Origin of the sequence: Brevibacterium sp. FME17, from assembly GCF_014897515.1 — a bacterium.
GTDB lineage: Bacteria > Actinomycetota > Actinomycetes > Actinomycetales > Brevibacteriaceae > Brevibacterium.
Genome location: NZ_JABUYD010000003.1, coordinates 269533 through 295872, shown reverse-complemented (window position 1 = coordinate 295872; position 26340 = coordinate 269533). Strand labels below are relative to the sequence as shown.

Below are 26340 nucleotides of genomic sequence, written 5' to 3'. Positions count from 1 at the left end.
CTCAGCGCTTCTTGTTCTTCTTGCGGTTCTTGCTCACTGGTTGCTGCCGCTGACGGCTCTGATTCGTGGCCGGCTCAACTGCGGTCGCGGTTCCGCCCTTGATCTCAGGCTGCGCAACGGGTTTGCCCTTGCGTGCTTTACGCTCCAGCATCTCCTTCTCCGCCTTCGAACCGGGAGCTGGCATATTACGGATGACCACGTGCTGCTGGCACATCGTCCAGGTGTTCGAAACGAGCCAGTAGAAGAGAACGCCGAGTGGGAAATAAAGACCACCGAAACCGAACACAACGGGCATCACATAGAGCAACATCTTCTGTGACTGCATCATCGGATTCGCCATAGCGGTCTCCGACATGTTCTTCGCCATCATCTGCTTCTGCGTGATGAACATCGTCGAAGCCATGATCACAATGAGCACGCCGGTAAGGAGTTTGACTCCGATGCCCGGAGTCTCCAAGAAGGTCGCAGACAGAGAGATTCCGAAGACCGAGGATGCCTCGGCCTGTTGGGCCAGGTTCTGGGTGAAGCCGCCGATGGCCCCGATGGATCCATCGGCCACATTCGGCATGTTGTGAATGACTCGGAAGAGTGAGAAGAAAATCGGCATCTGCACAAGAAGCGGCAGACACGAGGCCCAAGGGCTCGTCTTGTTGTCGCGGAACAGGTTCATCTGCTCTTCGGCCATGGCCTGACGCGAGTACTGGTCTTTCTTGCCCTTGTATTTGGCCTGCAGGCGCTGAATCTGAGGCTGCAGCAGCTGCATCTTCCGCTGCGACTTGATCTGATAGACGAACAGCGGGATCAGGATTGCGCGCATCACAAGAGTGAGCCCCGCAATCGACAGCACCCAAGTCCAACCATTGGCGGCGGGAAGACCGATCGCAGTGAAGACCTCGTGGAAGATCGCGAGGACCCAAGCAACTACCCACTGCAGCGGGTAGAGCAGCTTGTCCATCCAGTCCATTCAGTACTCCTCGTTACAACGATTCTTCACGATCGTTCATTTTGCCATTGTTAACAGGTCTGCGCGACACAGAACCTTTGGTCCTGCTCTCGCGTGCCGGAGGAGTCAGCCTCCGAGCTGCTCGTGATGCACAGATGCACTGGTCATCTGCGGCACACGCAAAGTGTGTTCAGGTGCTCTCATCGTCATTCATCGAATTTGAGCGGGACTGGCGCGCTGAACCGGGAACATGGTCCACCCCACCATGGGAAAAGGGATTGCATCGTAGTATTCGCCACCCAGTTAACACCATTCCCTTGAGAACTCCGTGTATCTCGAAGGCCTCCAGGCCGTACATCGAGCAACTGGGATAGTACCGGCAGACCTGTCCATACAGTGGAGACACGACGACTCGATAGGCTCTGATGAACCATACGAACGGCATGCGCGGTCCGGTTCGGATCACCCACCAGACTGTGGGCCAGAAACCAGCCGGTCTGTGGGGCACCTCCGAGGGGCGCTTCAGATCACGTTCGGCGTCCACGGCTCTCTAGCTTCTTCTGCGCTTTGTCGATCAGCATCGTGACCTCGGACTCCAGCACAGCGAATTCAGCTTCTGCCGCGTGGGGCAATGCTCTGACCACGAACAATGCACTGGAGTCCAGGCTGTCGAGTCGAACCCGCATGATCTCTCGCAGACGACGTTTCACGCGGTTCCGGCTGACGGCGTTTCCGACGGCCTTGGATACGATGAAACCCACGCGCGCAGCGTGGGAATCATCATTGTCTATCAGGCTGTGTGCCATCAAATGGTCCGAGCGCACGCGGACGCCAGCTTTGAAGACCCTTCTGAAGTCGTCTCCGCTGCGGATCCGGTGAGCCGCGGTGATCACACTTATGCCGAAACTTCGGCACGTCCCTTGCGACGACGTGCAGCCAGGATTGAACGGCCGGCACGGGTGCGCATGCGCAGACGGAAGCCGTGCTTCTTGGCGCGCTTGCGGTTATTGGGCTGGAAAGTACGCTTACTCACTTCAAGTCTCCGATTTCTAGGTTGCGGTCGAACGACGTTGCGTTCTCACAAAAAACGGCGGTGCGAGTCTCGACCGCCGAGCACTCCTGTGCATAAGAGCCAAAAGATATTCAAGATAATCGGATGAAGCCCGGTACACAGGACACTCCATCTTAGCCAAGGTCAAAGTTGCTGGTCAAACTCGATAGCAATGTTTCACGTCACTGTTGTGCACTGTTCGCCGCAATTCATCCTCTGCTCATCTGCCGCTGTCCACAAGTAACAGGCGTGTAGTTTTCCACATGGTTATCCACCAATGTGGAGGATTACTGGGATGACTCGTCAGTTCTCCACAAACTGTGGAAAACTATGTGGAAGTCATACACAGGTGTGGAACACGCCCAGAAGAAACTACGAAAACGGAGGAAGATTGACGGTGTCGAATTCCAAAAATGAGCTCATCAGCCAATGGCGGACGGTGGTCTCGACCCTGGATCAGGACCCCAGTCTGACTGCCCATCAGAAGGGCTTCCTCTCACTAGCACTGCCCAAAGCTCTCGTCGACAACGCACTGGTCCTTCTCGCTGTCCGCGATGAGCACACGCGCAGAACCATTGAAACCCGGCTTCTCGGTCCTCTGACCAGGGAGTTCTCCCATGTTCTCGGTTTCGAGGTGACTTTCGGGTTCGTTGTCGATCCGGAACTCGACGTTCCGATCCGGTTCGAAGATCTCATCGGGGAGCCCACCCCGGGCTCACCCATCGAGATCGATCCGGAGACATCCACCTCGGCGATGGGGTCTGCCGGTTCTCCCACTTTTGCACCGGCCGAGGCCCCAGATCCCGAGCCTCAGATCCCTACTCCCCATTACCGCGCACCGCATCCGCAGCCGCAGTCACCCAGGTACGAGGACTCGGGTCCTGCACCAAGCAATGGGGCACCTGTGGAAAGAACGACGCGAGAGATGAAGATCGCCGAGGCGACCGCCGCCCAGTCCACTCCACCGGTAGAGGTCCCCGGGGTCGCCCAGCTCAACCCCAAGTACACCTTCGATACCTTCGTCATCGGCGCCTCCAACCGCTTCGCCCATGCTGCGGCCTTCGCAGTGGCCGAGGCACCGGCCAAGGCATACAACCCACTGTTCATCTACGGCGACTCGGGACTGGGTAAGACCCACCTCCTGCATGCGATCGGCTACTACGCGACACAGCTGTTCCCCGAGATCCGAGTGAAATACGTCTCCAGCGAGGAGTTCGTCAACGACTTCATCAATACGATCGGTTCTTCGAAGACGTCGAACTCTCTGCGTCCTGCGTTCCAGCGTCGTTACCGTGAAGTCGACATCCTGATGATCGATGACATCCAGTTCCTGCAGGGCAAGGATGCAACCGTCGAAGAGTTCTTCCACACATTCAATGCTCTGCACAATGAGGTCAAACAGGTCGTGATCACCTCTGACCAGCCGCCGAAGATGCTCAAGGGCTTCGAAGAGCGGCTGCGCTCACGCTTCGAATGGGGTCTCCTGACGGATGTGCAGCCCCCAGATATGGAGACGCGCTTCGCCATTCTGCGCCGGAAGGCCGCCGGCGAGCATCTTGATGTCCCCAACGACGTGCTCGAATACATCGCATCGCGGATCTCCTCGAATATCCGCGAACTCGAGGGAGCACTCATTCGGGTGACTGCCTTCGCCAACCTCAATGACCAGCAGGTCGACGTCAGTCTGGCTGCGACCGTGCTCAAGGATTTCATCACTCAGGACGACACCCCGGCCATCACCGCTGCCGACATCATGGGTCAGACCGCTGCCTATTTCAGCCTCACTCTCGATGATCTGTGCGGCACCTCCCGATCACGGACTCTGACGACGGCTCGTCAGATCGCCATGTATCTGTGTCGTGAACTCACGGAGCTGTCCCTGCCGAAGATCGGTCAGGCTTTCGGCGGCCGAGATCACACCACGGTGATGCACGCGAACAAGAAGATTCGAACTCAGATGGCCGAACGACGGGCTGTCTACACTCAGGTCACCGAGTTAACAAACCGCATTAAACAGCAACACCGCCTATAGAAAGCGGTATACACATCTGTGGATAACCATGGGGACAAACCACGTAACCTGGGGATAGAATGGTGGATAACTCCACGAGGTGAGTGGACGGCTGTGAACTACATGGATGTGCTTACCCAAGCGCCCACCGAAGCATGTGTGAGCGTGCACAGGGGATCCACACCCTTGGAGGTCGCTCGGTCCTTGATTACTAGGGCGTAGCCGTTGGTTATCCACAAACTCCACAGGTGCTAATACTTCTACTCATTGAATTGAAGTTGTAAGAGGGTGACCGCCACCGACTGCATCGGCTCGGTTGTCGAGCTCTCGACGGAGAGCTCGACACAGACTCTGAGCACTGTGAATTATTCGAACACACGGTTACGGCCGATTCTCGAATGCGAGATCCGGTACGTTCTGCTTCGAGCCCAGCCTGACCACGATCATGATGTTGGCCGTCCAATGCCGGGAAGCTGAGATTTCCGATAGGCTGTGTAAAGTTTTCCGAGCAACGTCAAGCCAGTGTCTTGAGTACGTCGGGTGGCCACCCCGAAGGAGTAAAGTGAACGCCGAAACATCTCCCCTGAAGTTCAAAGTCAACCGCGATGTCCTTGCCGATGCGGTGACTTGGGCTACCAAGACCCTCCCCAGTCGTCCGTCGGCACCTGTCCTCACCGGCATTCTGATCACCGCCGAGGCTGGTGGGACGGTTCGTCTTTCAGTCTTCGACTACGAAGTCTCATCCCGAGTCGAGATCGCAGCTGACGTGGTCACAGCGGGCACCGTTCTCGTCTCCGGTCGACTCCTGGCAGATATCTCCAAAGCTCTTCCCAATCAGGAAGTCACCCTCGAGCAGATCGACTCGAAGGTCGATGTCACCTGCAGCTCGTCGCGGTTCTCACTGATGACGATGCCCGTCGGCGAATACCCATCGTTGCCCCAGGTACCCGATGCTTCGGGAACCGTCTCTGCCGGTGAATTCCAGAACGCGGTCTCACAAGTCACGATCGCGACATCGAAGGATGACACGCTGCCGATCCTGACCAGCGTTCGTGTTGAAATCGAAGGCGAAAAGGTCACACTCCTGGCCACCGACCGCTATCGGCTCGCTGTTCGTGAGTTCACCTGGAACCCAGGTCGTCCAGACGTCTCGGCTGTTGCACTTCTGCGCGGACGTACACTCTCCGATGTCTCGAAATCCCTCGGCGGCGATGTCACCATCGGTCTGAGCAACGATGCGGGCAAGGATCTCATCTCCTTCACCTCGGCGGGCAGAGTCACAACTTCGCTCCTGGTCGAAGGCGAATACCCCAAAGTCCGTTCGCTGTTCCCCGATTCGGTGCCGATCCACGCGATCGTCGAAACGGGTGTTCTGCGGGAGGCCGTCCGTCGTGTGTCTCTCGTCGCCGAGCGAAACACTCCGCTGCGCTTCGAAGTCAGCGACGGAATGCTCACGCTCCATGCCGGGACCGGCGACGATGCTCAAGCTTCGGAAGCCGTCGAAGCCGTGCTGCAGGGCGATCCGATCACCGTCGGCTTCAACCCGCACTACATCGCCGAGGGTCTAGCCGCCATCGAAAGCCCGTACGTGAACTTCTCGTTCACGCAGCCGATGAAGCCCGTCATCATCTCGGGACAGAGGGAACTGGAAGCTCCGGCCGACGAGTCGTATCGATACTTGCTCATGCCAACGCGTATCTGAATGTGGATATCCCGACTTTCGCTGCGTAACTACCGGTCCTACCCCGAGCTCGATCTCGAATTCGAGCCCGGGGTCACCACATTTGTGGCCGACAATGGAACCGGCAAGACCAATATCGTCGAAGCCATCGGGTATTTGGCCCATCTGCGCTCTCATCGGGTCGCCTTCGATGCGCCGCTGGTCAACGAGTCCGCGCACACGGCAACCGTGTCAGCGCTCGTCAACCGCGATCAGCGGCATGCCACGGTTGAAGTCTCGATCCAGTCCAAGGGTGCCAACCGGGCACGGGTCAACCGTTCTCCGGTGAAGATGAAGGAGATACTCGGTCTCGTCTCCTGCGTTGTCTTCGCACCAGAAGACCTCAGCCTTGTCCGAGGTGAACCAGCGGAACGACGCTCGTGGATCGACACGCTGGTCGTGTCCCGTAATCCTCGCTACTCCTCGGTGATCACGGACTTCGAACGGGCGCTCAAGCAACGCAACGCACTGCTCAAACGTCTGCGCGAAGACCGTGACCCTGGCCTTGAGGCCACATTGGATATCTGGAATATGGCCTATGCAGACTCCGCCGCGGAGCTGGTCTACGGCAGGCAGCGTATTCTCGCCGACATCGTCGAGCCGCTGCAGGAGAACTTCGCCTATATCGCCGCCGATGCTCGTCTGGAGCGTCAGGGCATCAAGGCTCGCTACGAATCACGCATCGACTATTCGCAGGCAGAATCTGCGGCCGAGTATCGGGAACTGCTGCTGGCCGCCCTTGAACGCCGGCGTACCACTGAGATCGAACGGGGTGTGACCCTGCACGGTCCGGGTCGTGATGATCTGGCGCTGACGATCGGTGATCATCCGGCGAAGGGCTATGCCTCCCACGGCGAGACCTGGTCATTGGCGCTGGCAATGCAGCTGGCCGGATGGGATCTGCTGAGCTCGGACGCTGGGTCGAGTGCCGAACAACCCGTTCTCGTCCTCGACGATGTCTTCGCCGAACTCGACACCGGACGTCGGAACCGACTGGCCTTACGTATCACCGCGGCTGAACAGGTATTCATCACCGCAGCCGTCGATGGAGATCTGCCCGCAGACCTAGAAGGCCGAAGGATCAGCCAGGAACGGCTGCTCCCATGAGCGGGATCCAGAAGGACACCTCAACTCCGGTCGCGGCACTCGAAGCTCTCGACCGGGTGCGTCGGATGGAAGCGACCGAGGCCAAGTTCGTTCGCAGTCGACGCCGGTCACGACTGCGAGGAGAGGCCATCTACTCTTCGGCAGGCAAAGACAAACGTGACCCGGCAGCCATCTCATCGGCCCTCGGAAAGCTGATCTCTGCCCGAGGTTGGTCCTCTTCGATCGACATCGGCAAGGTCCTGGGCCGGTGGCCGGATCTGGTGGGTGAACAGGTGGCGATGCACTGCAAGCCGGTCGACTTCTCTCCTCCGCTGCTGATCATTGCAGCGGACTCGACGACCTGGGCGACCCAGCTGCGAGTCCTCAAACCGACGATCCTCCGAGCATTGGAGGCAGGCCTCGGATCCCAGACGATCACGGAGATCGAGATCCGCGGGCCATGCGGCCGCAGTTTCAAAAAGGGGCGGCGCAGTGTGTCCGGGCGGGGACCACGCGACACCTTCGGCTGAGGTTCAGCAGACGAAGTCTCGAGCCGGAACCGCGACGAGTGCGCAAAACGATAGAGGGCCTTAAACGGCGATAGCCGGTCCCGTTCGTGTCCGGGGGTACATCCGAGGCATGCGAAATCCGGAAATGCACCTTAATGGGCCGCTTACGGGCATTTCTGGTCGCGGCGCGGTAGAATAGGTAGCTGTTAGCGCCCACCCTTACAAGGAGTCATATGACGACCGAGGATCTATCCCATTACGATGCCGGGGATATTACGGTACTCGAGGGTCTCGAAGCAGTTCGCAAACGACCTGGCATGTATATCGGTTCGACCTCGGAACGCGGTCTTCACCACCTCGTTCAGGAAATCGTCGACAACTCCGTCGATGAGGCGATGGCCGGATACTGCTCTCATATCGAGGTCACGATCCTCGCCAACGGTGGCGTGCGCGTCGTCGATGACGGTCGCGGAATGCCGGTGGCTATGCACCCCACAGAGGGCAAGCCCACCGTCGAGGTGATCCTGACTATCCTGCACGCCGGCGGTAAGTTCGGCGGAGGCGGCTATGCCGTAGCCGGCGGTCTGCACGGTGTGGGCTCAACAGTGGTCAATGCGCTGTCCGAGCGTCTCGAGGTCGAGGTCCGACGCGATGGCTACGTCTGGAACATGAGCTTCGAGAAGGGTGTGCCCACGGGCGAACTCACTCGTGGCGAAGAGACTTCCGAGACTGGCACGATGGTGACCTTCTGGCCGGATTCGTCGATCTTCGAGACCACCGACTTCTCGTATGAGTACCTGCGTGCGCGCTTCCAGCAGATGGCGTTTCTCAACAAGGGCATGAAGATCAGCCTGACTGACGAACGGCATGCCCAGGTCGATGACGACAACGTCCAGATTGATGAAGACGAAGAGGCAGAGGCCAAACCACGTGAGGCCACCTACCACTATGAACACGGGCTGCTCGACTATGTGCAGTATCTGAATTCGACGAAGAAGGCCGATCTCATCCATCCGGATGTCATCGTCTTCGAGTCCGAAGAAGCCGAGGAGACGCTCTCCCTCGAGATCGCCATGCAGTGGACGAGCTCCTACAGCGAGTCGGTCCACACCTACGCCAATGTGATCAACACCCATGAGGGTGGCACCCACGAGGAAGGCTTCCGCACGGCACTGACCTCGCTGATCAACAACTATGCTCGCGAACAGAAACTCCTGCGGGAGAAGGATGCGAACCTTACTGGTGATGACATCCGTGAGGGATTGACCGCAGTCATCTCGGTCAAGCTCGGCGATCCGCAGTTCGAGGGCCAGACGAAGACGAAACTGGGCAACTCAGAAGTCAAGGGCTTCGTTCAGCGCGTTGTCCGCGATGAACTCGGGCACTGGATGGAATCCAACCCGGCTCAGGCCAAGGATGTTGTTCGCAAGGGACTTCAGGCCTCTCAGGCGAGGCTGGCTGCACGCAAGGCGCGCGAAGCCACTCGGCGCAAGGGACTGCTCGAATCATCGGGGATGCCCGGCAAGCTCAAGGACTGCCAGTCTAAGGATCCGACGATCTCCGAAGTGTTCATCGTCGAGGGTGACTCTGCAGGCGGTTCTGCAACACAGGGTCGCAATCCCAATACTCAGGCGATTCTTCCCCTGCGCGGCAAGATCCTCAACGTGGAGAAAGCTCGACTCGATCGGGCTCTGGGCAACAATGAGGTCCAGGCCATGATCACTGCTTTCGGCACTGGAATCGGCGAAGAGTTCGATCTTGACAAGCTGCGTTACCACAAGATTGTGCTCATGGCCGATGCTGACGTCGATGGTCAGCACATCACGACGCTGCTGTTGACCCTGATCTTCCGCTATATGAAGCCGCTCATCGAGCACGGCTACGTCTACCTTGCGACTCCTCCGCTGTACCGGCTCAAGTGGTCGAATGCCGCTCACCAGTTCGCCTATACCGACAAGGAACGCGATGGGCTGCTCGAAAACGGTCGAGCAGCAGGCAAACGTCTGCCCAAGGACATGGCGATTCAGCGCTACAAGGGTCTGGGTGAGATGAACTATTCGGAGCTGTGGGAGACCACGATGGATCCTGATCACCGGCTGCTCAAGCAGGTGTCGCTCGACGATGCGATCGTTGCCGACGAGATCTTCACGGTGCTCATGGGCGATGACGTGGATTCGCGCCGACGCTTCATCCAAGAGAATGCGAAAGACGTTCGCTTCCTCGATATCTGATCCGCGCCGTCGGCTCCCGTCAGTGGACGAGAGCCGTCGGCGACACAGACTTTCACGTACTCAATCACCGGCCTGCTGAGCGGGTTAAGACACAAGGGAAGAGCCCACATTGGCTGACGAAAACGATATCGGAACCGAAATCAACCGTGTCGAACAGGTTGATCTCAATCTCGAGATGCAGAGGTCGTACCTCGATTATGCGATGAGTGTGATCGTCGGACGTGCTCTGCCCGACGTCCGTGACGGTCTCAAGCCCGTTCACCGGCGTGTGCTGTATGCGATGTTCGACGGCGGTTACCGTCCGGATCGCAACTTCTCGAAGTGCTCACGCGTCGTCGGTGATGTCATGGGCCAGTACCACCCCCACGGCGATACGGCGATCTACGACGCCATGGTTCGCCTGGTGCAGCCATGGACGATGCGCTACCCGCTCGTCGCTGGTCAGGGCAACTTCGGCTCGCCCGGTGACGATGGCGCGGCTGCGCCCCGTTATACCGAGTGCAAGATGGCTCCCTTGGCCCTGGAGATGGTCCGGGACATCGAAGAGGGCACCGTCGACTTCCAAGACAACTACGACGGTCGCAACCAGGAACCGACGGTCCTGCCCTCGCGGTTCCCGAACCTGCTGGTCAACGGCTCCTCCGGCATTGCTGTGGGCATGGCGACCAACATTCCTCCGCACAACCTCCGTGAGGTCGCCGCCGGCGCGCAGTGGCTGCTCACACATCCCGAAGCCAGCAAGGAAGATGCCCTCGAGGCTCTGCTCGGCATCGTCAAGGGCCCCGACTTCCCGATGGCCGCGACGATCCTGGGCCGCAAGGGCATCGAGGACATGTACCGCACAGGCCGCGGCTCGATCACACAACGCGCCGTTGTTGAGGTCGAGGAGATCCAGGGACGCACCTGCTTGGTAGTCACGGAACTGCCGCATATGGTCAACCCTGACACCCTGGCCGCGAAGATCGCCTCCTACGTCAAGGACGGCAAGGTAGCCGGAATTGCGGACCTCCGCGACGAGTCTTCGGGACGCACCGGTCAGCGCCTGGTCATCGTGCTCAAGCGCGATGCGGTGGCCAAGGTTGTGCTCAACAACCTCTACAAGCACACCTCGCTGCAGGAGAATTTCTCCGCGAACATGCTGGCGATCGTCGACAGTGTGCCGCGCACCCTCAGCCTGGACTCGTTCCTGCGTCTGTGGGTCAAGCACCAGATCGAAGTCATCGTCCGTCGCACCGAGTTCCGGCTGCGTAAGGCCGAGGAACGCGCACACATTCTGCGTGGCTACCTCAAGGCACTCGATGCCCTCGATGAGGTCATCGCTCTGATCCGTCGTTCGCCTTCATCGGATGAAGCTCGTACCGGTCTGATGGAACTGCTCGAGGTCGATGAGATCCAGGCCAACGCCATTCTCGATCTGCAGCTGCGTCGCCTGGCCGCACTGGAACGTCTGAAGATCCAGGAAGAAGCCGAGAAGATCGAGCAGCAGATCGCCGAGTACAAATACATCCTCGCGACTCCCGCTCGTCAGCGCGAGATCGTGTCGGAAGAACTCGACGATATCGTCGATCGCTACGGTGACGACCGTCGGACCAAGATCCTGGCCGGATTCGACGGCGATGTGTCGATGGAAGACCTTATTCCGGAGGAAGAGGTCGTCGTCACCATCACCCGCGGCGGCTATGCCAAGCGCACCCAGAACCACCTGTACCGGGCCCAGCACCGCGGTGGCAAGGGGATCAAGGGCGCGAACCTGCGCGGCGATGACGTGGTCGAACAGTTCTTCGTCACCTCCACACACAACTGGCTGCTGTTCTTCACAAACACCGGTCGTGTCTACCGTGCGAAGGCCTACGAACTCCCCGAAGGTTCACGCGACGCCAAGGGCCAGCACGTGGCAAACCTGCTCGCTCTGCAGCCGGGCGAGACGATCGCCAAGGTGCTCTCGATCAGGGACTACGAAGAAGCTGAGTTCCTCATTCTGGCAACACAGTCCGGTGTGGTGAAGAAGACCCGTCTGAGCGAATACGACTCGAACCGCACGGGCGGCGTCATTGCAATCAACCTGCGCGAGTACAAGGGACAGCCGGATGAACTGGTCTCGGCACGGATCGTCAGCGCCGAGGACCACCTCCTGATGATCTCCCGCAAGGGAATGTCGATCCGTTTCGCAGCCGACGACGACTCGATTCGTCCCCTGGGCCGAGTCACCGGTGGCGTCACCGGCATGAAGTTCAAGGACGATGACGAGCTGCTGACCATGGATGTCATCCAGCCCGACACCTTCGTCTTCGTCGTGACAGAGGGCGGCTATGCGAAGCGAACTCCAGTCGACGAATACCGTCTGCAGGGCCGTGGCGGCCTGGGCATCCGGGTTGCCAAAATCACCGAACAGCGCGGAGACTTGGTGGGCGGACTGATCGTCGACGAGGGTGAAGAAGTCCTCGTCGTCATGGAACGCGGTAAGATCGTACGGTCGAATATCGATGAAGTTCCGGCTAAGGGACGCAACACGATGGGTGTGGTGTTCGCGAAACCGGGCAAAAATGATCGTATTATCGCTGTAACGCGTGGACCCGAGACCGTGGTCGAAGAAATTGACGAAGAAGCTGAGGAAACTGAGGGCGAAGACGTAGAGCCTCAGACCGGCAGCGAGGATGTGGAAGAGTGAGCGACAACAAACAGCCAGGCTCAGGCAAGATCATACGCACGTCCAGTGGTTCCACCCGCTTGACAGCAGGATCGTCGAAGAACGGGGAGAAGGCCGACTCTTCGGCCGCCGGCGGCAGTTCGACAGGTTCTGGCAACGCGGGCAACTCATCCGATAAGACCCGGGTGGTCGCTCCTCCTGCTCCCAAAGCCTCACCCAAGCCCAACCGAGCTCCTTCGGCGGGGCAATCCCCAGCCGGGCAGTCGACGGCTGCTGGAACCGCCACAGGCGGCTCCGCGCCCTCGAGCCAGGCGACAGGCTCACAGAAGCCTTCGTCAGGAACTGGCCAGACCACCTCGGCGAGGGAATCGGCAGCCAACACCATTCGCGCCAGCTCCGGCAGCGTGAAAATGGGTGTCAAGAACATGGTCGACAGCGGCAAGGGCAACAAAAAGAAGAAGGGCCCGCGCACCGTTCGCCTCACCGTCTCAGCGGTGGACCCATGGTCAGTCATGAAGATGTCGTTCCTCATGTCAGTGGCCATCGGCATCGCCACGATCGTGGCATTCATCGTCCTCTGGGTGGTCCTCCAGGCCACAGGCGTCATGAGCGGTCTGGAATCGACCATGACCGAAGTCGCGGGCGCGGAATCGGCTGAGAAGATCATCGGGATCTTCGGATTCGGCCGCGTCGTGGCGGCTGGCTTCATCATCGCGGTCATCAACATCGTCCTGATGACTGCCCTATCCACCTTGGCTGCGTTCATCTACAACATCGGATCTCTCATCGCAGGTGGCTTCCACCTGACGCTGACCGACGACTGAGACCTGCAGCAGCCTGGTACGGCTCTCAGCTGCTCCACCCTGCTCCCAGAACCTGAGGGCGGCTCCGGGTCCCTACACGGGGATTCTGAGCTGCCCTCAGGCGTTCTAAGGGTCGATCTCAGAGTATGATGAGATCATGTGAGGCGAGTCACTGTCAGCCGATTTGTGTTGGAATGACCCGTTGGGTATCGTTTTACTTCGGGTTCACCCCCTGAAAAGGGCCTATAGCTCAGGCGGTTAGAGCGCTTCGCTGATAACGAAGAGGTCCCTGGTTCAAGTCCAGGTAGGCCCACATCCTTTCGAGGAGGATCATGAAGAAATGGATTCTCAGTGGTCTCACACTTGTGGGACTCGGAGTTTTCTTCCGGTGGCGGCACGGCAATCAGAGTGCCCAAGCCGAATGGTCCGAACACACCGACTCGGTGTGAAGGTGAATCCCTTCTGGGGGTATGGCGCAATTGGTAGCGCACCTGCTTTGCAAGCAGGGGGTTAGGGGTTCGAGTCCCCTTACCTCCACCAGAAACACGAAGGCTCCGAATCGTATTGGTTCGGAGCCTTCGTATTCCTTCGCAGTGAGGATGCCGCATCAGCCGTCTGCGGTGGTCTCACTCCCGGACGGTGAGGGTGAGCGATCAGACTGTAGAAGGATGCCATTTCTATTGTGTCCTCCGGCCGGGACCGCCGAGTTCGATCCGACCATTTGCCCAGAGCAGCGACAACCAAGGGTCCACGCCGTGGTCGATCGCAGGAACCAAGCGCTCGAGTACTTTGGCAGCGAGCTTCGGATCCGATCGACAGTCCAGCCCAGATCATCTGGGGGTGTCCCAAGTGTGGACCAGCATCTCATCTCACGCCAATGCGGCGAAACCACTGGGATCAGGCGAACCGGGAGACATGACGGTTGGATCCAGCCATGCGAGTAGGGTTTTCCCGATATTCTCATGATCACGGAATAAGCTGATGTCGATTGCCGTTGTCCCCTTTGTCTGCACACAGAATCGGCTGCTGTGAGCAGGTTCCCGCCCAGTCCGGGCGATAACAGACCTTTTTCGATCGGAGCATCTCTTTGTCCAGCGACATCTCCCCCTCTCGTTCCCACGACCCGCGGGCTGACTCCATCGATCCAGCCGGGATGCGGGTGATCTGGCTGCTTCTGGTGGCCGCGTTCGTCGCGATCCTCAATGAAACGACGATGGCCATCGCGATCCCAGAGCTCAATGCTTCGCTGGGGATCCCACCGGAACTCGGTCAGTGGCTGACCAGCGCGTTCATGTTGACCATGGCCGTCGTCATTCCCACGACGGGCTTCCTTCTGCAGCGTTTCAGCACCCGCCATATCTTCCTGGCGGCAATGATCCTTTTCTCCGCCGGCACACTGATCTGTCTCGTGGCTCCAGGGTTCCCCGTCCTGCTCGTCGGGCGCGTTGTCCAGGCTGCCGGCACCGGCATCATGATGCCGTTGCTGATGACGACCATCATGAATGTCGTTCCTCCTCACTCGCGGGGTCGGATGATGGGTCGGGTCGGCCTGGTCATCTCGCTTGCCCCTGCAATCGGTCCGACGATGTCGGGCATCGTGCTCGACTCCCTGGGGTGGCGCTGGCTCTTCGCCATCGTCCTTCCGATCGCACTCATCGCCCTTGGCCTCGGCGCCAAGTGGATGACCAACCTGGGTGAGAGCACCCATGCTCCGATCGACTATGTCTCCGTCGTGCTCTCGGTCTTCGCCTTCGGTGGCATCGTCTTCGGCCTCAGCCAGTTCGGCGGCGGCCATAGCGGCGAAGGTGGAGGCGGCTCCACCACCGGCTTCGCTTGGACGGCGATCGCAGCCGGACTCGTCTTCCTGGGTCTCTTCGCCTGGCGACAGCTGATGCTGCAGAAGGAGGACCGGGCGCTGCTCGATCTGCGTGTGTTCACCGCGAAGAACTATGTCATCGCCGTCATCATCATGGCCGTCGTCTCGCTGGCCATGTTCGGCACTTTCTCCCTGCTTCCGCTCTACCTGCAGAACGTCGCCGGCCTCAACGCCACCCAGTCAGGTCTCGTCCTTCTGCCCGGATCGATCCTCATGGGCGTCCTCGCTCCCGTCATGGGACGAATCTACGACGCACGCGGCCCCAGAACCCTGCTGATTCCAGGATCGATCATGATCGCTGGGGCGATGTTCTCCTACGCCATGGTCGGCATCGGCACGCCCACGTGGGTCCTCGTCGTCATCCAAACTGTTATGTCACTTGGACTGGCCGCTTCGTTCACACCCCTGTTCTCCGCCTCACTGGGATCACTTGAACGGAAACTGTACTCACACGGATCCGCGGCGCTCAACACCATGCAGCAGGTGGCCGGAGCGGCTGGAACCGCGCTTCTCATCTCCATCTACTCCTCCGCCCTGCATTCGGGTGAGGCCGCCGGACGCACCGTCGCGGAGTCCGGTGCCCCGGGAGCGCACAATGCGTTCCTGCTGGCCTCAGTCATCGCCCTGGTGCCCGTGATCCTTTCCTTCTTCATCAAGAAGCCCGAAGACCAGGAGGATGCCCCCGCCGAGGCGGCCCCCTTGGCCCCGGAGACACCTGCCACCTGATCTGAGGACATCCCATTCCGGGACCACACCATGCTTTGGTGTGGCCCCGGACGTGCATCGGGCCGGTCTCAGACCGATTGAGCGCTCGGGGAGGAAGAGTTCGCCGACGCATCATCCTCAATGTCGTGCGCCGCTTGTTCCGTTCCTCCCGGTGTCTTCGAGGTCCTTCGCAGCTCTCCACCGCGTGCGAAGCCGGCGATGAGAAAGACGATGAGACCTGCAACCGTGACCAACGAGCCGGCCCACAGCGGAGACGAATAGCCGAGACCGGACGCAATGGTGAGGCCACCGATCCAGGCACCGACGGCATTTCCCACGTTGAAGGCGGCGATGTTCGTTCCCGACCCCAGGGTTTGCGCCTCCTTCGAGTGGATCATGATGCGCATCTGCAGCGCAGGCACGGCGGCGAAGCCGAAGCCGCCCATGAAGAACAGGGCGATGATGGTCCCGATCTGATTGCCGGCGACCCGGGAGAAGACGGCCAGAATGATGACGAGCCCGATGAGCAGGACCAGCAGCGTCATCCCGATGTTCTTATCCGCAGAACGCCCGCCGAGGAAGTTTCCGATGAACAGTCCCACTCCGAAGAGCGCCAGCAGCCACGGCACGGTCGAGCTGGCGAATCCGGACACGCCGGTGAGGGTGAAGGCCATATAGCTGAATGCTCCGAACATCCCGCCGTAGCCCAGGATCGTGATGAGGATCGAAGCCCAGACCTGCCCGGATGCGAAGATGCGGAATTCCCCGAGGATGCTGCCGGTCTTCTGCACCTGTGCAGCTGAGGCGGGGATGACCACGATGATGCCGATGAGTGCGACGACACCGATGATGCTGATCGCCCAGAAGGTCGACCTCCAACCGGTGGCTTGACCCAAGAACGTTCCCAGCGGCACACCGAGAACGTTCGCACTGGTCAGGCCCGCGAACATCATCGAGATGGCCGCGGCCTGACGGTTGGGAGCGACGAGACCCGCGGCAACGACCGAGCCGATGCCGAAGAAGGCTCCATGGCAGAGGGCTGCGATGATGCGGCCGAGCATCATGAGTTCGTAGCTCGGTGCGAGCGCCGAGAGGACGTTGCCGATGATGAAGAGGACCATGAGGCCGATGAGTGCGCTTTTACGGTTGAGCCTTGTCACGGCGACCGTGAGCACGATCGCTCCGACCGCCACTGCAAGCGCATAACCGGAGATGAGGTAGCCTGCAACGGTTTCGGTGACGCCGAAGTCGGCAGACACCTCGGGCAGCAGACCCATGATGACGAACTCTGTGAGTCCGATTCCGAACCCGCCGATGGCGAGTGCGAGCAATGCGAGTGGCATGGTGGTGACCTTCCAGAAATGTGTACCGTCGGTGCGATAGTTCAGTGCGCGTGCAATAGGCCGCGCGAGCATGGCCTATCGGTAGTGGAATTCACTGTCCTCGACGCACTCAGTCGCCAGGACGGATGGCATATGCGCATGCGCCAGCTGGCCCGAGCCGCGGCTCTGTCGAGCAGCGCGACGACGCGTTTGGTGACCCGCCTTGAGAATCGAGACCTGCTCACCAGGGTCCTCTGCGATGATGACCGCCGCGGGATCTACACAGAGTTGACCGCCGCGGGACGGACGCTGTTGGACGCAGCGAGGCCAACCCATGATGAGGTGTTGGAAGCCGCGCTGACTGAAGCCAGGCAGATGCCTGAGCTGGCGCCACTTGTCGCTGCCGTCTACGCCGAGCAGGTCGCGGTCTGAATTCAGGGTGCTGGTCGGTCCCCTCTGGAGCAGTCGGCGGTAGCCCGTGGCTTCGGCAGCATGCGCTGTTCCATCGACCCTCATTGAGCCACAAGCTCCTCATGCGTGAGCTTGACGGGTCCCGGATGGTGCACGGCACATCGTGTCCCTGGCTGCGTGGGTCGGTCTCCTCGCTTCGTTCCTGCTGACCCTGCTGGATTCACCTGTCGAGCTATGGGACTCGATGCTGGCGATCAGCCAGGTCTGGCATATTCCGAATGTCACCGATTCGGGAGTGGACTGGTGGGGACTCGTCTACTGTTTTCGAGGAGCGTAGGATGCTACCCACGATGAGAGGAAGTACTCAGAGCTGAGGAAGTGCTCATGACAGTTGAGATCCGACCCGCCGGAATCGAACGCTTCAATGATGTAGAGACGATGCTCGGGCCCAAGCGCAGCCCCAATGCCATTGCCTGCTGGTGCCTGACCTATCGCTTGGGCAGCAGAGAAGCTGCGAAGCTCGATGCTGTGCAGAGGCGGCAAACGGTTCGAGAACTCTGCACCCAGGAGCACCCACCAGGAATCCTGGCGTACTGTGACGGGGAAGTCGTCGGTTGGGCGTCGGTGGCTCCACGATCGCAGGTCGTGGAGCTCGCGGATGCGGAAACGTACCCCCACCTCGGCGAGGTGGAGCCGTGGTCGATCTTCTGCCTGCGCACTCGTGGTGGGAAACGTCGACGTGGAATCGGACAGTATGTTCTCCGAGGCGCAATCGATTTTGCCTGGGACAACGGCGCCGAGGTGATCGAAGCTTATCCTCTTGACACGACCGAGAAGATGGCGCCGATCTTCACCTACCCGGGCCTGCGGTCGATGTTCGAGAAGGAAGGATTTATGAAGGTCGCTGACACCGTGTCCGAGGTGGGAGGCTCGAATCGTGTGGTGATGCAGTTGGACAGGTCGTCATAGACCGCTCCGATTGCATCGGCCCTCCTCATGCGGGTAATATCGGCCTGTACTCCAGGGGGTATGGCGCAATTGGTAGCGCACCTGCTTTGCAAGCAGGGGGTTAGGGGTTCGAGTCCCCTTACCTCCACGTAAGTTGAGAAATTCGAAACCTGCCCCGCCTGATGGCGGGGCAGGTTCGCGTCCGGGTCCGGTTGGGGCGTCTCGCCCCGGTGCTCCTGAGCGAGGACAGCGGCAGCCGGCTCGGCTGGTAGGAACGTGACGTGTTCGTCCTCGTCGATGATGATCCGCTTGAACAGCGCGCGGTTGAGGATGCGGCGTTCAGCAGGTTCGCACTTGCTGTAGAGGTCCCCGAGGTCGGTGAGGACACCGAGGATCTGATCGAGTCCCTCGTGAGCGTTGTGGTAGGTGGTCGCGAGACTGTCGAGGCGGTTGGTGATCGCGTCCAGGCTGGTGCGGATGCGGTCCTGTTCGCTCTTGAGCAGGTCGAGCGGGATGGCGTCGGCGTAGTGGGCCTGGACGAGCTTGAGGCGTTCGGCTTCGAGCTTGTCGCGCTGGGCGGTCAGCACGGCGCGTTCATCGTCGCTGGAGGCTTCGAGCTGGGCGAACACCTGATGCAGGACCTGGCTGACGTGCTCGGCTTCCTCATTGGTGAGCCCGTTGGTGCCGTAGTCGCGTTCGATGCGGTCCTCGATCCGTTCGGCGAGGATCGCCGAGCGGGTGCAGCCGTTCTTCTTGCGTCGCCCTGAGCAGGTGAAGTACTCGTAGCGATCACCCTGCTTGTCACGGGGCCGTTCGATCATGAGCTTGGCGCCGCACGAGCAGCACACGGTCCCCTTGAGGTAGTGGTCGTATTTCTGGGGCCGCTCACCGACGGCGTTCTTCGCATCGAGCTGCGTCCGGACGCGCAGCCAGGTGTCTGTGTCGACCAGCGGGCTGTGGGCGCCGTCGTAGGTGACGCCGCGGAAGGTGACGGTGCCCTGGTAGTAGGGGTTGGTCAGGACCTTGTGCAGCCCCGTGGTGGTGACCGGCTTCGCCGGCTGGGAGGGCGTGGACCGGGTTGTCAGGCCACGGGTCTTCAACTCACGTGCGAGCGAGGACAGGGACCAGTCGCCGGTGGCGTAGGCGGTGAACGCGAACCGGATCAGGTCGGCGCGGTCGGGGTCCAATTCGATATCGCGGGCCTCTCGGCCCTTGGCGTCGGTGGTGCGCACGTTCAGGTAGCCCAACGGCGCTTTGGTCGGGGTGCCGCCGATTGAGGCCTTCTGCGTCATCCCTTTGAGGACTTCCTGGGCCAGGTTGAGGGAGTAGAACTCGGCCATCGACGCGAGGATGCCGTGCATGAGCATGCCGGAGGGGGACTCGTCGATGTTCTCCGTGACAGAGACCAGGGTGATGTTGGCCCCGCGCAGGGTGGAGTGGATGATCGCGTCATCGAGCCGGTTGCGAGCGAGTCGGTCGACCTTGTTGATGATGCAGTACCGCACCGGGTTGGCTGCGATGTAGTCGAGCATCTCCTGCAAGGCGCGGCGGCGGGCGGTCTTGGCGGACTCGCCGGGCTCGATGAACTCCTTGACGATGACCGCGCCGAGCTGTTCGGCCTTGCGCTGGGCGGCTTCTCGCTGGGCGGGGATGGACAGACCTTCTTCGAGGCCGTTGCGGGTGGCCTGGTCCTTGGTGGAGACCCGCAGGTAGGTGATCGCCGGTACCAGCCCGTCAGGTTTTTCCTCACCGGTCACGGCTATCTGGCGTCGTTTGTCAGTTGCCAGGGCGCGGAGTGCTGCGAGGTCGATGCCGGAGGGAAGGTCGAGGAACGTCATGGTGTGACTGCCTTTCAGGTGCCCAACTGTGGGTTGGGTGTCTGGGGCGCCGGATGGCGGTCACGTCAGGATTCGAAAAGAACACCCCTGAAGGGGGTTTAGGGTCTGTGCCAGCGACGCCGTGGTCGTCGTGTTGGCCTCTGATTCTACCGTCCGGGTGTGAGCAGTTGTCGGAGGTGCTTGCCTGCTTGGGCGGTGGCGTCGTCGTCGGATGCTCGCAGGGCGAGGCGGATGAGGACTTCGGCGACCTTCTCAGCGTCGATCTCCTCGCGCCGGTCGAATCGAACGCGGACCGGCCGGTCCGCGTCGGCCCGGTCGGTCTTGTGCGAATAAGAGCGAACCATCAGCGCTTGCCTTGCTCACGTTGGTCACCGGCGCGATGGTCGAACAGTTCACCGGTGGCGTCGTCGATGGTGGCGAAGAACGCGTCCTCGGCGGCTTGCCGTTGTCGGACCTGCTCGCGGACGAAGTCGACGAACTCATCGTCACGGTCAGCGATCACGTTGTCCTCCACCGGTGGTGCGGGCATTTCGCCGGGCCAGGTGGTCTGCCGGGTGGGGCGGTCTCGGTCGAGGCGGGTGCCGGAAGCAGCGATCCAGTCGCGCAGTCGCACCCTGGCGTCGGCGAAGTCGCGGTGCCAGCCGATGGGTGCGGAGCCGTTCTGTTCAGCGTCGTAGGCGCATAGCCAGTGCAGGTGCAGGGCAGATAGCTCCCAGACCAGTTCGGGGTGGTGGTGCCAGAACGGTGGGATCACGGCGGCGGGGAGCCCGTAGGTGTGGCGGAGCCAGTCGATCCACCGGTTCAGTTCCAGCCATTCTTGCTCCAGGTCGTGGGCTGAGAGCAGGTTCCAGTTCACCGGGTGCGGCGGTCCGCCCACCGACTCATTGGCCATCTCATCGCCGAAGTCGTCGTCCAGGTCGTCATCGAGGTCGCTCTCGTCGGGCTCCGGGGGCGGCATGTGGTCGCTCATGATGCTGTTCCTCCCGGTTCAGCGGCCCAGCACCGGAGCATCGGCAGCCGGCCGGGTTTGAGGCGGGTTGAACGCTCGATTGTGCTCACGGGTCGCGCTCTCGCGCTCTGCGGCTACACCGGTCCGGCGGGGTGTGCGGTCCACCTCGTAGCGGGTCCGGGCGGTATCGTGGCCGATCTTCTTGGCCACGAACTCCTCGCCCTCGATTTGTTGCCCGTCGCGGGTGTAGGAGTACTCGTGCGCGTAGCCTTCGGCGACGAAGTTGTCGCCTTTGGCGAACCGCTCGTAGGCGCGTTCGGCGGTGGCCCGGTACAGCACGAGGTTGCCGAAGCTCGGCTCTCGCTTCGTGAAGGACCCGTCCGGGTCCTTGCGGTAGTTCTCCTGCCCGAACCGGGCATAGAACCTTGCGTCACCGTTCTCCGTGGTGGTGAGCTGCGGATCGGTGGCGATGAACCCCGAGATGGACTGCTGCGTGCGGATAGCCATCGGACTTTCTCCTGACGATCAGTCGCGACCACCAGGACGTGGTCGCTGTGTCAGTCAGGTGCACGCCCCTACCCATGCAGGGCTCAGGACTGCGCGGGGTGGCGCAGCAGCGCTTCGATCTCTGCCCGGTCGGTCTTCAACTTGGCGGCGTCGGGCCGGGCCGGCCAGGCACGTAGGTCGGTGACGATGGGCGGTGCCGACCGCAGGAGGGTGATACCGGTGCCGAATGGCAGCGTTCTGATTCGGTCTGGCGGCAGGATCGGGACGCGACGGATGGAGCGCTGGTTCGAGCGGGTGCCGTGGTCGCCGAGGGTCACCGAGTCGGTGTATTCGTCGCGTTCGCCGATCAGGGTGGTCAGGTCTTGGAGGTCACGGCTGTTGGAGGCGCCGCCGAGGATGATCTTGACGATGCTGGCGTCCCAGATCGCGCCGGCGGCGTTCTCGTTCCACTTGTCCCGTGCCTGCGCCAGCGACTGCAAGACCGGGAGAGTGGTGATGCCGGTGCCCCCGCCTTCGGCCATCAGCGTCGGCAGTGACGGCAAGGGGGCCAGGTTGCCGATCTCGTCCAGCGCGAGCAGCAGGGGCGGGTCGAGGCGGGCGCCGGGTGAGCGCGCGGCGATCTTCCGTGCGGTTTCGATGAGGTCTTCGACAAACGCTGCCACCAGGGCGGCGGATGCGCCGGCACCGGCACCGGTGGCGAGCAGGTAGAGGGTGCCGCGTTCGGTGATGAAGTGTTCGGGGTCGAAGTCCTCACCGGGTCGTGGTGTCACGGCGTCGAGGACGCGGGGGTCGGCCAGCGCCCCGAGTGCCAGCGCCACGCCCTGCCAGATGGAGTCGCGGGTCTTCGGGTCGGCGTCGATCATCGCCCCGAGGGAATCCGCCCACCCGGTCGCCGCCTTTGTGCTGTTGGTGAGGATGGCGACGGCTTCGGCTGCCGCACTCGGGTCGAGGGTCCACCGAAACAGTTCGGCCGGTGGCCGGTGGTCGAGGGCGGCGGCGTGCAGGAGGGCTTGGAGGGCGGTGCGTGTTTTGCCTTCCCAGAAGCCCCCGGATTCGACCCCACCGGCGGACAGCCCGGTGGCCGCGGCGAGGCCGGTGGCGCGGATCATCGCGGTCAGCGGGTCTTCGCAGCCGCGGATAGGTGACCAGCGCAGTCCCGCCGGGACGCCATCGGCGAGGTGCTGGGGGTCGAACACCGCCACTGGTCCAATGCGCTGTCGGGCGCGGAGGGTGGCGGTGAGGTTGTCCGGCCGCGTGCTGGTGGTGACGACGGCGCCGGGCGCGTCGAGTATCGCCGGGATCACGATGTGCAGGCCTTTGCCGGATCGGGGTGGACCGATGAGCAGGATCGAGTCCTCCACACTCGCCCAGACCTCACGCCCCTTGGAGGTACCAATCCGATAGCCGACATCCGACGGCACTGGATCGCTCAGTGAGGGCCGAAGTGTCCCGGCGCGGCGTAGCAGCGCCTTGCCCGAAGCGGTCTGGGCGACTTCCTGGCTGGTGGCGGTCCCGGCGAGGCGCCGCGGGTCACGCTCGACCTTCCGTGAGTGCCGTCGTAACCGGCCCCACACCCATGCACCGGTGGCCATGAGCCCTGTGAGCAGGGCCGCGGTGGTGATCCAGTAGGCGACCGGGTGCAGGCCATCGGCGGCCAGCGCGCTTGCGGGGTCACCGGGGTTGAACAGCACCCCGAGTCCTGCGGCCGGGCCGGCTTCGGGTTGGTGTGTGCCGGTGAGGAACGCCGCGACGGACCCTGCGGCGCGCAGGATGAGCGCGACCCCGAACATGCCGACCAGGCCGATCAGGGCGGCGTTGGTCAGCTCCTCGCCCATGCTTCCGGTCTGCCGTTGCGGTGCGCTCACGGCAGCCGCCGCACATGCAGGGTCCCCGAGACGCGGCCCAGCAACACAACCTCACCCGTCCCGTCGCGCAGGACCTGCCGGAGGCGGTCGAGGTCGAGGAGGGTGCGGGCGTCCCCGGTGCCGGTGGCGTCGGTGTGGGAGACGATGATGGCGACGGCGACGTCCTCGCCTGGCACGAACCCGTCTGCGGTCACCTCGGCCAGCGCGGGGCCGCGGGGCTTCGTCGTGTGCTTCCCCCGCCCCGAGGCTGGCTCATTTGGTTCGGCATCGGCGGGTGGCGGGGTTCGGCGTCGGGCATGGATGATGTCGGTGAACACGGTTCCGTCGGTTTCGCGGACCTCGATGCGCACGGTGATCGTCCGGTCGGCGGTGATGGCGTCCAGGAGGGTTCCGAAGCTGCCCCGCGTCCACGTCTCTGCCTCTGATGGCGGCGGGAAGTCGGTGCCGTCGACGGTGACGCGCAGGGCGCCGGTCTCGGTGACGGTGATGACGACGTGGGGCAGCACCACCGGGGTCTCCTCGGGCTTGTGCGGGGGCGTGCGGTGTGGGGGTGTGCGGGTCATCACTTCACTCCCGAGGTCAGCCGGGAGCTGGTGTCGAACAGTTCCAGCTCGGCCGGATGCAGCTGGTGTTGTGTGACGAAGGCCCTGTCTTTGATCCGCCAGAGCCCCTGCCCGACCCCCAGGGATGGGAGGAGTTTCTGTTCGGTGCCGGTGAGTCCGAGGGCGTGGGCGGTGGGGCCGAGCTGATCGGACTCCTGCCGGTAGACGATCCGGGTCTCGGCATTGGCCAGGAGGCTGTTGGCGAGGGAGCGCATCGCGGAGCCGGCGTCGCCGACGTTGTCGAGGTCGGAGAGCTTGTGGAAGATCAGCATGTTCGCGATCCCGTAATGACGTGCCAGCCTCCAGTGCGCATCCATCCGGCGCAGCAGGGCAGGATGGGACATCAGCCGCCAGGCTTCGTCGTAGATCACCCAGCGCTGCCCACCGGCCGGGTCCAGCAGGGCCGATTCCATCCACGCCGACGAGCACGTCATCAACACCGACATGAGCGTGGAGTTCTCGGTGACCCGGGACAGGTCGAGGGAGATCATCGGCAGGTCGGGATCGAACGCCACGGTCGAGGGTCCGTCGAACAGGCCGGCGAGGTCACCGGCCACCAGGCGGCGCAGGGCGTGGCCGACGAGCCGGCCGTCTTCGGCCAACCTGCCGTCTGCTTCGTCGTTCGGTCGAAGGATGCGGTCGACGACCATCGGCAGGATCGGCACGGTGTTTTCCCGCACCGTCTTGGTCAGTGCCAGGTCGATCGCGGTGTGCTCCAAGGGTGTCAGCCCGCGGGCGAGGACGGTTTCGGCCAGGGCGCCGATGAGGTCGCGGCGGCGGGAGGCGACCGTGGTGGCCCACTGCGCATCCGAGAGCCCGGATGGTCGGTGGCCCTCGTCGAGGGGGTTGAGGCGGGTGTTCAGGCCGTGGCCGAGGACGATCGCTCGTCCGCCGACCGCTTCGGCCACCCGGGTGTGTTCGCCCTTGGGATCGCCGGGCACGTACACGCGCCGCCCGAACGGCAACGATCGCGTGTAGAGCGACTTCGCCAGGGAGGATTTGCCGGAGCCGACGATCCCGGCCAGGACGAGGTTGGGGGCGGTGATGACCCCGCGGGCGTAGAGCACCCAGGGGTCGTAGACGAAGGAGCCGCCGGAGTAGAGGTCTTGGCCGACGAACACTCCGTCGGCGCCGAGACCGCCCTCGGCGACGAACGGATACGCGCCGGCCAACGTCGCGGACGTGTCCTGGTGCCGGGGGAGGTGGAATCTGCCGGGTGTGCGCAGCGCTGCCGGTCCGGGTTCACCGGCGGCAGGCAGATACCGCGTGGCTTTGCGTTCGGCGCGCTCGGCCTCGGTCTTTGCTCGCGCTGCCGCCTGCTCGGTGCGGCGCTGTTCGGCTTGGAGGCGGGCGGCCGCCTCCCGGCGCTGCTTGCGCAGCCGGCGTCGCTCCTTCGCCGGAGCGACCAGCACCGAGGTGTGCAGCCTTTCGGTCTCGCGCGCGCTCATCGGGACAGCCCCCGCCCTGCCGGCCCGGCCGTGCGGGCGGGTCCGGCGAACCAGTCCTCCTGCGTCGCGGGCGATGTCCGCAGTGGCCGTTCCTGCATTGCTGTGCGGGTGGCATGCGATGTGCTCGTGTCGAGGGAACCGACGCCGGCGATGGCTTGGCGAGCGGGCACCACATCGGCGTCGTCCAGTTCCGTATCGGGTGGGACGGTGTGCTGGCGGAGCAGGCTGACGTGCCCCATGGCCGGGTTATAGGTCAGGGCGTAGTCGCCCTCGGTCACGACCCGGTCCAGTGCCCCGGTCGGGGGTGCGTCGTAGACGTAGCCGTTCTCCATGGCGGCGTCGGTGGTCTCCTCCCCGAAGTCCCACTGGGCCAGGTGGGTGATCGCGGGGTCGGTGCCGTCGCGGTCGATCAGGTCCAGCACCTCCTCGGCCTCCTCGCCCTGGAGGAACACCACGGAGACCCACCGCCGCTCGGCAGTATCGGTCGGCGCCTCGTGGGAGACGGCGGGCTCGGGGTGCCAGGCGATCCGCCCCGAGTGGCCGAACGCGGCGTCGAGGCGGTCCTGGGCCTGGTCGAGCAGGGTGCCGGCGTGGTGCAGCTCGTCGGCGGCAGCGAACACGCTGTCCGATCCTGCGAGGTGGTCGCCGTCGTCATCGTGGGCACGGTCGCGGTGGCTCAAATGCGTGTTCGCGAGCTGGTCGAGCACCTGCCGCAGCGACCGCACGCTGGCCACCAGGTCACCGAACACCGCGTACGTGTCGGCCGGATCGTCGAAGACCCGGCTGGCGTGCGCGAGACCGCGCAGCGCTTCGGATGCTTCAGCGGCATCTTTGAGCGGGTCATGGAACGTGGGCATGAGCGCCTCCT

At 62.4% G+C, this 26340-nt stretch carries 23 protein-coding genes, 3 tRNA genes and 2 pseudogenes; 15 read left to right on the top strand and 13 right to left on the bottom strand.

What is annotated here, in order from left to right:
- Position 1 precedes the first annotated feature (1 nt).
- From yidC to rpmH, 4 genes are all read right to left on the bottom strand, one after another.
- A complete protein-coding gene (gene yidC, locus INT40_RS05045; protein ID WP_101572300.1) occupies positions 2-964 on the bottom strand; it encodes a membrane protein insertase YidC in 963 nt (320 codons plus the stop codon).
- 169 nt (positions 965-1133) lie between these two features.
- Positions 1134-1388 carry a membrane protein insertion efficiency factor YidD gene (gene yidD, locus INT40_RS05040; RefSeq protein WP_101572302.1) on the bottom strand — a complete coding sequence of 85 codons (255 nt, stop codon included), beginning with the start codon at positions 1386-1388 and terminating at the stop codon, positions 1134-1136.
- Between the two features lie 82 nt (positions 1389-1470).
- Entirely contained in the window at positions 1471-1836 is a 366-nt protein-coding gene (gene rnpA, locus INT40_RS05035; protein WP_193095666.1) for a ribonuclease P protein component, read from the bottom strand.
- A 2-nt stretch (positions 1837-1838) separates the two neighbouring features.
- Complete coding sequence (gene rpmH / locus INT40_RS05030; RefSeq protein ID WP_009882743.1) at positions 1839-1976, bottom strand: 50S ribosomal protein L34; 138 nt, start codon at positions 1974-1976, stop codon at positions 1839-1841.
- Positions 1977-2391: 415 nt separating this feature from the next.
- On the opposite strand from rpmH, the gene dnaA reads away from it, so the two are divergent.
- The 10 genes from dnaA to INT40_RS04980 all read left to right on the top strand — a co-directional run bounded on the left by dnaA (position 2392) and on the right by INT40_RS04980 (position 15603).
- The gene (gene dnaA / locus INT40_RS05025) at positions 2392-4026 is read left to right on the top strand and encodes a chromosomal replication initiator protein DnaA (protein ID WP_101572306.1); all 1635 of its coding nucleotides are present in this window, start codon (positions 2392-2394) and stop codon (positions 4024-4026) included.
- A 541-nt stretch (positions 4027-4567) separates the two neighbouring features.
- On the top strand, positions 4568-5707 hold the full coding sequence (dnaN, locus tag INT40_RS05020; protein WP_193069876.1) for a DNA polymerase III subunit beta: 1140 nt from the start codon (positions 4568-4570) through the stop codon (positions 5705-5707).
- Complete coding sequence (gene recF, locus INT40_RS05015) at positions 5708-6832, top strand: DNA replication/repair protein RecF (protein ID WP_193095665.1); 1125 nt, start codon at positions 5708-5710, stop codon at positions 6830-6832.
- The gene (locus INT40_RS05010; protein ID WP_193095664.1) at positions 6829-7341 is read left to right on the top strand and encodes a DUF721 domain-containing protein; all 513 of its coding nucleotides are present in this window, start codon (positions 6829-6831) and stop codon (positions 7339-7341) included. Before recF ends, INT40_RS05010 begins: the two co-directional genes overlap by 4 nt.
- Positions 7342-7553: 212 nt before the next feature.
- Positions 7554-9551: a DNA topoisomerase (ATP-hydrolyzing) subunit B gene (gyrB, locus tag INT40_RS05005; RefSeq protein ID WP_101572314.1), complete on the top strand. Its 1998-nt coding sequence runs from the start codon at positions 7554-7556 to the stop codon at positions 9549-9551.
- Positions 9552-9660: 109 nt separating this feature from the next.
- The gene (gene gyrA / locus INT40_RS05000) at positions 9661-12219 is read left to right on the top strand and encodes a DNA gyrase subunit A (protein ID WP_101572316.1); all 2559 of its coding nucleotides are present in this window, start codon (positions 9661-9663) and stop codon (positions 12217-12219) included.
- Positions 12216-13022 carry a DUF3566 domain-containing protein gene (locus INT40_RS21150; protein WP_319021941.1) on the top strand — a complete coding sequence of 269 codons (807 nt, stop codon included), beginning with the start codon at positions 12216-12218 and terminating at the stop codon, positions 13020-13022. Before gyrA ends, INT40_RS21150 begins: the two co-directional genes overlap by 4 nt.
- Before the next feature lie 218 nt (positions 13023-13240).
- Positions 13241-13314: transfer RNA gene (locus INT40_RS04990), tRNA-Ile, on the top strand.
- A 151-nt stretch (positions 13315-13465) separates the two neighbouring features.
- Positions 13466-13541: transfer RNA gene (locus tag INT40_RS04985), tRNA-Ala, on the top strand.
- A 613-nt stretch (positions 13542-14154) separates the two neighbouring features.
- Positions 14155-15603, top strand: a complete 1449-nt coding sequence (locus INT40_RS04980; protein WP_101572368.1) for a DHA2 family efflux MFS transporter permease subunit — start codon at positions 14155-14157, stop codon at positions 15601-15603.
- A gap of 68 nt (positions 15604-15671) precedes the next feature.
- Here INT40_RS04980 and INT40_RS04975 read toward each other — a convergent pair whose 3' ends face one another.
- On the bottom strand, positions 15672-16925 hold the full coding sequence (locus INT40_RS04975; protein WP_101572319.1) for an MFS transporter: 1254 nt from the start codon (positions 16923-16925) through the stop codon (positions 15672-15674).
- Between the two features lie 66 nt (positions 16926-16991).
- Here INT40_RS04975 and INT40_RS04970 point away from each other — a divergent pair.
- The 5 genes and pseudogenes from INT40_RS04970 to INT40_RS20530 all read left to right on the top strand — a co-directional run.
- Positions 16992-17336: pseudogene (locus INT40_RS04970) on the top strand (MarR family winged helix-turn-helix transcriptional regulator); the annotation flags it as partial.
- Positions 17337-17478: 142 nt separating this feature from the next.
- Positions 17479-17652 carry a hypothetical protein gene (locus tag INT40_RS04965; RefSeq protein ID WP_193095662.1) on the top strand — a complete coding sequence of 58 codons (174 nt, stop codon included), beginning with the start codon at positions 17479-17481 and terminating at the stop codon, positions 17650-17652.
- A 47-nt stretch (positions 17653-17699) separates the two neighbouring features.
- Positions 17700-18284, top strand: a complete 585-nt coding sequence (locus tag INT40_RS04960) for a GNAT family N-acetyltransferase (RefSeq protein ID WP_101572323.1) — start codon at positions 17700-17702, stop codon at positions 18282-18284.
- Between the two features lie 54 nt (positions 18285-18338).
- Positions 18339-18411: transfer RNA gene (locus INT40_RS04955), tRNA-Ala, on the top strand.
- Positions 18412-18544: 133 nt separating this feature from the next.
- A complete protein-coding gene (locus INT40_RS20530) occupies positions 18545-19030 on the top strand; it encodes a hypothetical protein (protein WP_226830811.1) in 486 nt (161 codons plus the stop codon).
- Here the strand turns inward: INT40_RS20530 and INT40_RS21315 are convergent.
- The 8 genes and pseudogenes from INT40_RS21315 to INT40_RS04905 all read right to left on the bottom strand — a co-directional run.
- Positions 19013-20101 (bottom strand): annotated as a pseudogene (locus INT40_RS21315) (recombinase family protein); the annotation flags it as partial. The gene INT40_RS20530 and the pseudogene INT40_RS21315 overlap by 18 nt on opposite strands.
- A gap of 146 nt (positions 20102-20247) precedes the next feature.
- Entirely contained in the window at positions 20248-20445 is a 198-nt protein-coding gene (locus INT40_RS04935; protein ID WP_193095660.1) for a hypothetical protein, read from the bottom strand.
- On the bottom strand, positions 20445-21071 hold the full coding sequence (locus INT40_RS04930) for a hypothetical protein (protein ID WP_193095659.1): 627 nt from the start codon (positions 21069-21071) through the stop codon (positions 20445-20447). The genes INT40_RS04935 and INT40_RS04930 overlap by 1 nt, the downstream gene beginning before the upstream one ends.
- Before the next feature lie 18 nt (positions 21072-21089).
- Entirely contained in the window at positions 21090-21557 is a 468-nt protein-coding gene (locus INT40_RS04925; protein ID WP_193095658.1) for a single-stranded DNA-binding protein, read from the bottom strand.
- An 83-nt stretch (positions 21558-21640) separates the two neighbouring features.
- The gene (locus INT40_RS04920; RefSeq protein WP_193095657.1) at positions 21641-23392 is read right to left on the bottom strand and encodes a type IV secretory system conjugative DNA transfer family protein; all 1752 of its coding nucleotides are present in this window, start codon (positions 23390-23392) and stop codon (positions 21641-21643) included.
- A gap of 26 nt (positions 23393-23418) precedes the next feature.
- The gene (locus tag INT40_RS04915; protein WP_193095656.1) at positions 23419-23985 is read right to left on the bottom strand and encodes a hypothetical protein; all 567 of its coding nucleotides are present in this window, start codon (positions 23983-23985) and stop codon (positions 23419-23421) included.
- Entirely contained in the window at positions 23985-25472 is a 1488-nt protein-coding gene (locus INT40_RS04910; protein ID WP_193095655.1) for an ATP-binding protein, read from the bottom strand. The genes INT40_RS04915 and INT40_RS04910 overlap by 1 nt, the downstream gene beginning before the upstream one ends.
- A complete protein-coding gene (locus INT40_RS04905; protein ID WP_193095693.1) occupies positions 25469-26329 on the bottom strand; it encodes a hypothetical protein in 861 nt (286 codons plus the stop codon). Before INT40_RS04905 ends, INT40_RS04910 begins: the two co-directional genes overlap by 4 nt.
- Positions 26330-26340 lie beyond the last annotated feature (11 nt).

Bases quoted from the DNA above. Each gene is read 5' to 3' on its own strand.
- yidD (WP_101572302.1), bottom strand. From the start codon at position 1,388: ATGCCGTTCGTATGGTTCATCAGAGCCTATCGAGTCGTCGTGTCTCCA.
- INT40_RS04930 (WP_193095659.1), bottom strand. From the start codon at position 21,071: ATGAGCGACCACATGCCGCCCCCGGAGCCCGACGAGAGCGACCTCGAT.
- INT40_RS05010 (WP_193095664.1), top strand. From the start codon at position 6,829: ATGAGCGGGATCCAGAAGGACACCTCAACTCCGGTCGCGGCACTCGAA.
- INT40_RS04980 (WP_101572368.1), top strand. From the start codon at position 14,155: ATGCGGGTGATCTGGCTGCTTCTGGTGGCCGCGTTCGTCGCGATCCTC.
- INT40_RS04915 (WP_193095656.1), bottom strand. From the start codon at position 23,985: ATGACCCGCACACCCCCACACCGCACGCCCCCGCACAAGCCCGAGGAG.
- INT40_RS04920 (WP_193095657.1), bottom strand. From the start codon at position 23,392: ATGGGCGAGGAGCTGACCAACGCCGCCCTGATCGGCCTGGTCGGCATG.
- INT40_RS04905 (WP_193095693.1), bottom strand. From the start codon at position 26,329: ATGCCCACGTTCCATGACCCGCTCAAAGATGCCGCTGAAGCATCCGAA.
- recF (WP_193095665.1), top strand. From the start codon at position 5,708: ATGTGGATATCCCGACTTTCGCTGCGTAACTACCGGTCCTACCCCGAG.
- gyrB (WP_101572314.1), top strand. From the start codon at position 7,554: ATGACGACCGAGGATCTATCCCATTACGATGCCGGGGATATTACGGTA.
- INT40_RS04910 (WP_193095655.1), bottom strand. From the start codon at position 25,472: ATGAGCGCGCGCGAGACCGAAAGGCTGCACACCTCGGTGCTGGTCGCT.
- yidC (WP_101572300.1), bottom strand. From the start codon at position 964: ATGGACTGGATGGACAAGCTGCTCTACCCGCTGCAGTGGGTAGTTGCT.
- INT40_RS04975 (WP_101572319.1), bottom strand. From the start codon at position 16,925: ATGCCACTCGCATTGCTCGCACTCGCCATCGGCGGGTTCGGAATCGGA.
- INT40_RS04935 (WP_193095660.1), bottom strand. From the start codon at position 20,445: ATGGTTCGCTCTTATTCGCACAAGACCGACCGGGCCGACGCGGACCGG.
- INT40_RS04960 (WP_101572323.1), top strand. From the start codon at position 17,700: ATGACAGTTGAGATCCGACCCGCCGGAATCGAACGCTTCAATGATGTA.
- INT40_RS04925 (WP_193095658.1), bottom strand. From the start codon at position 21,557: ATGGCTATCCGCACGCAGCAGTCCATCTCGGGGTTCATCGCCACCGAT.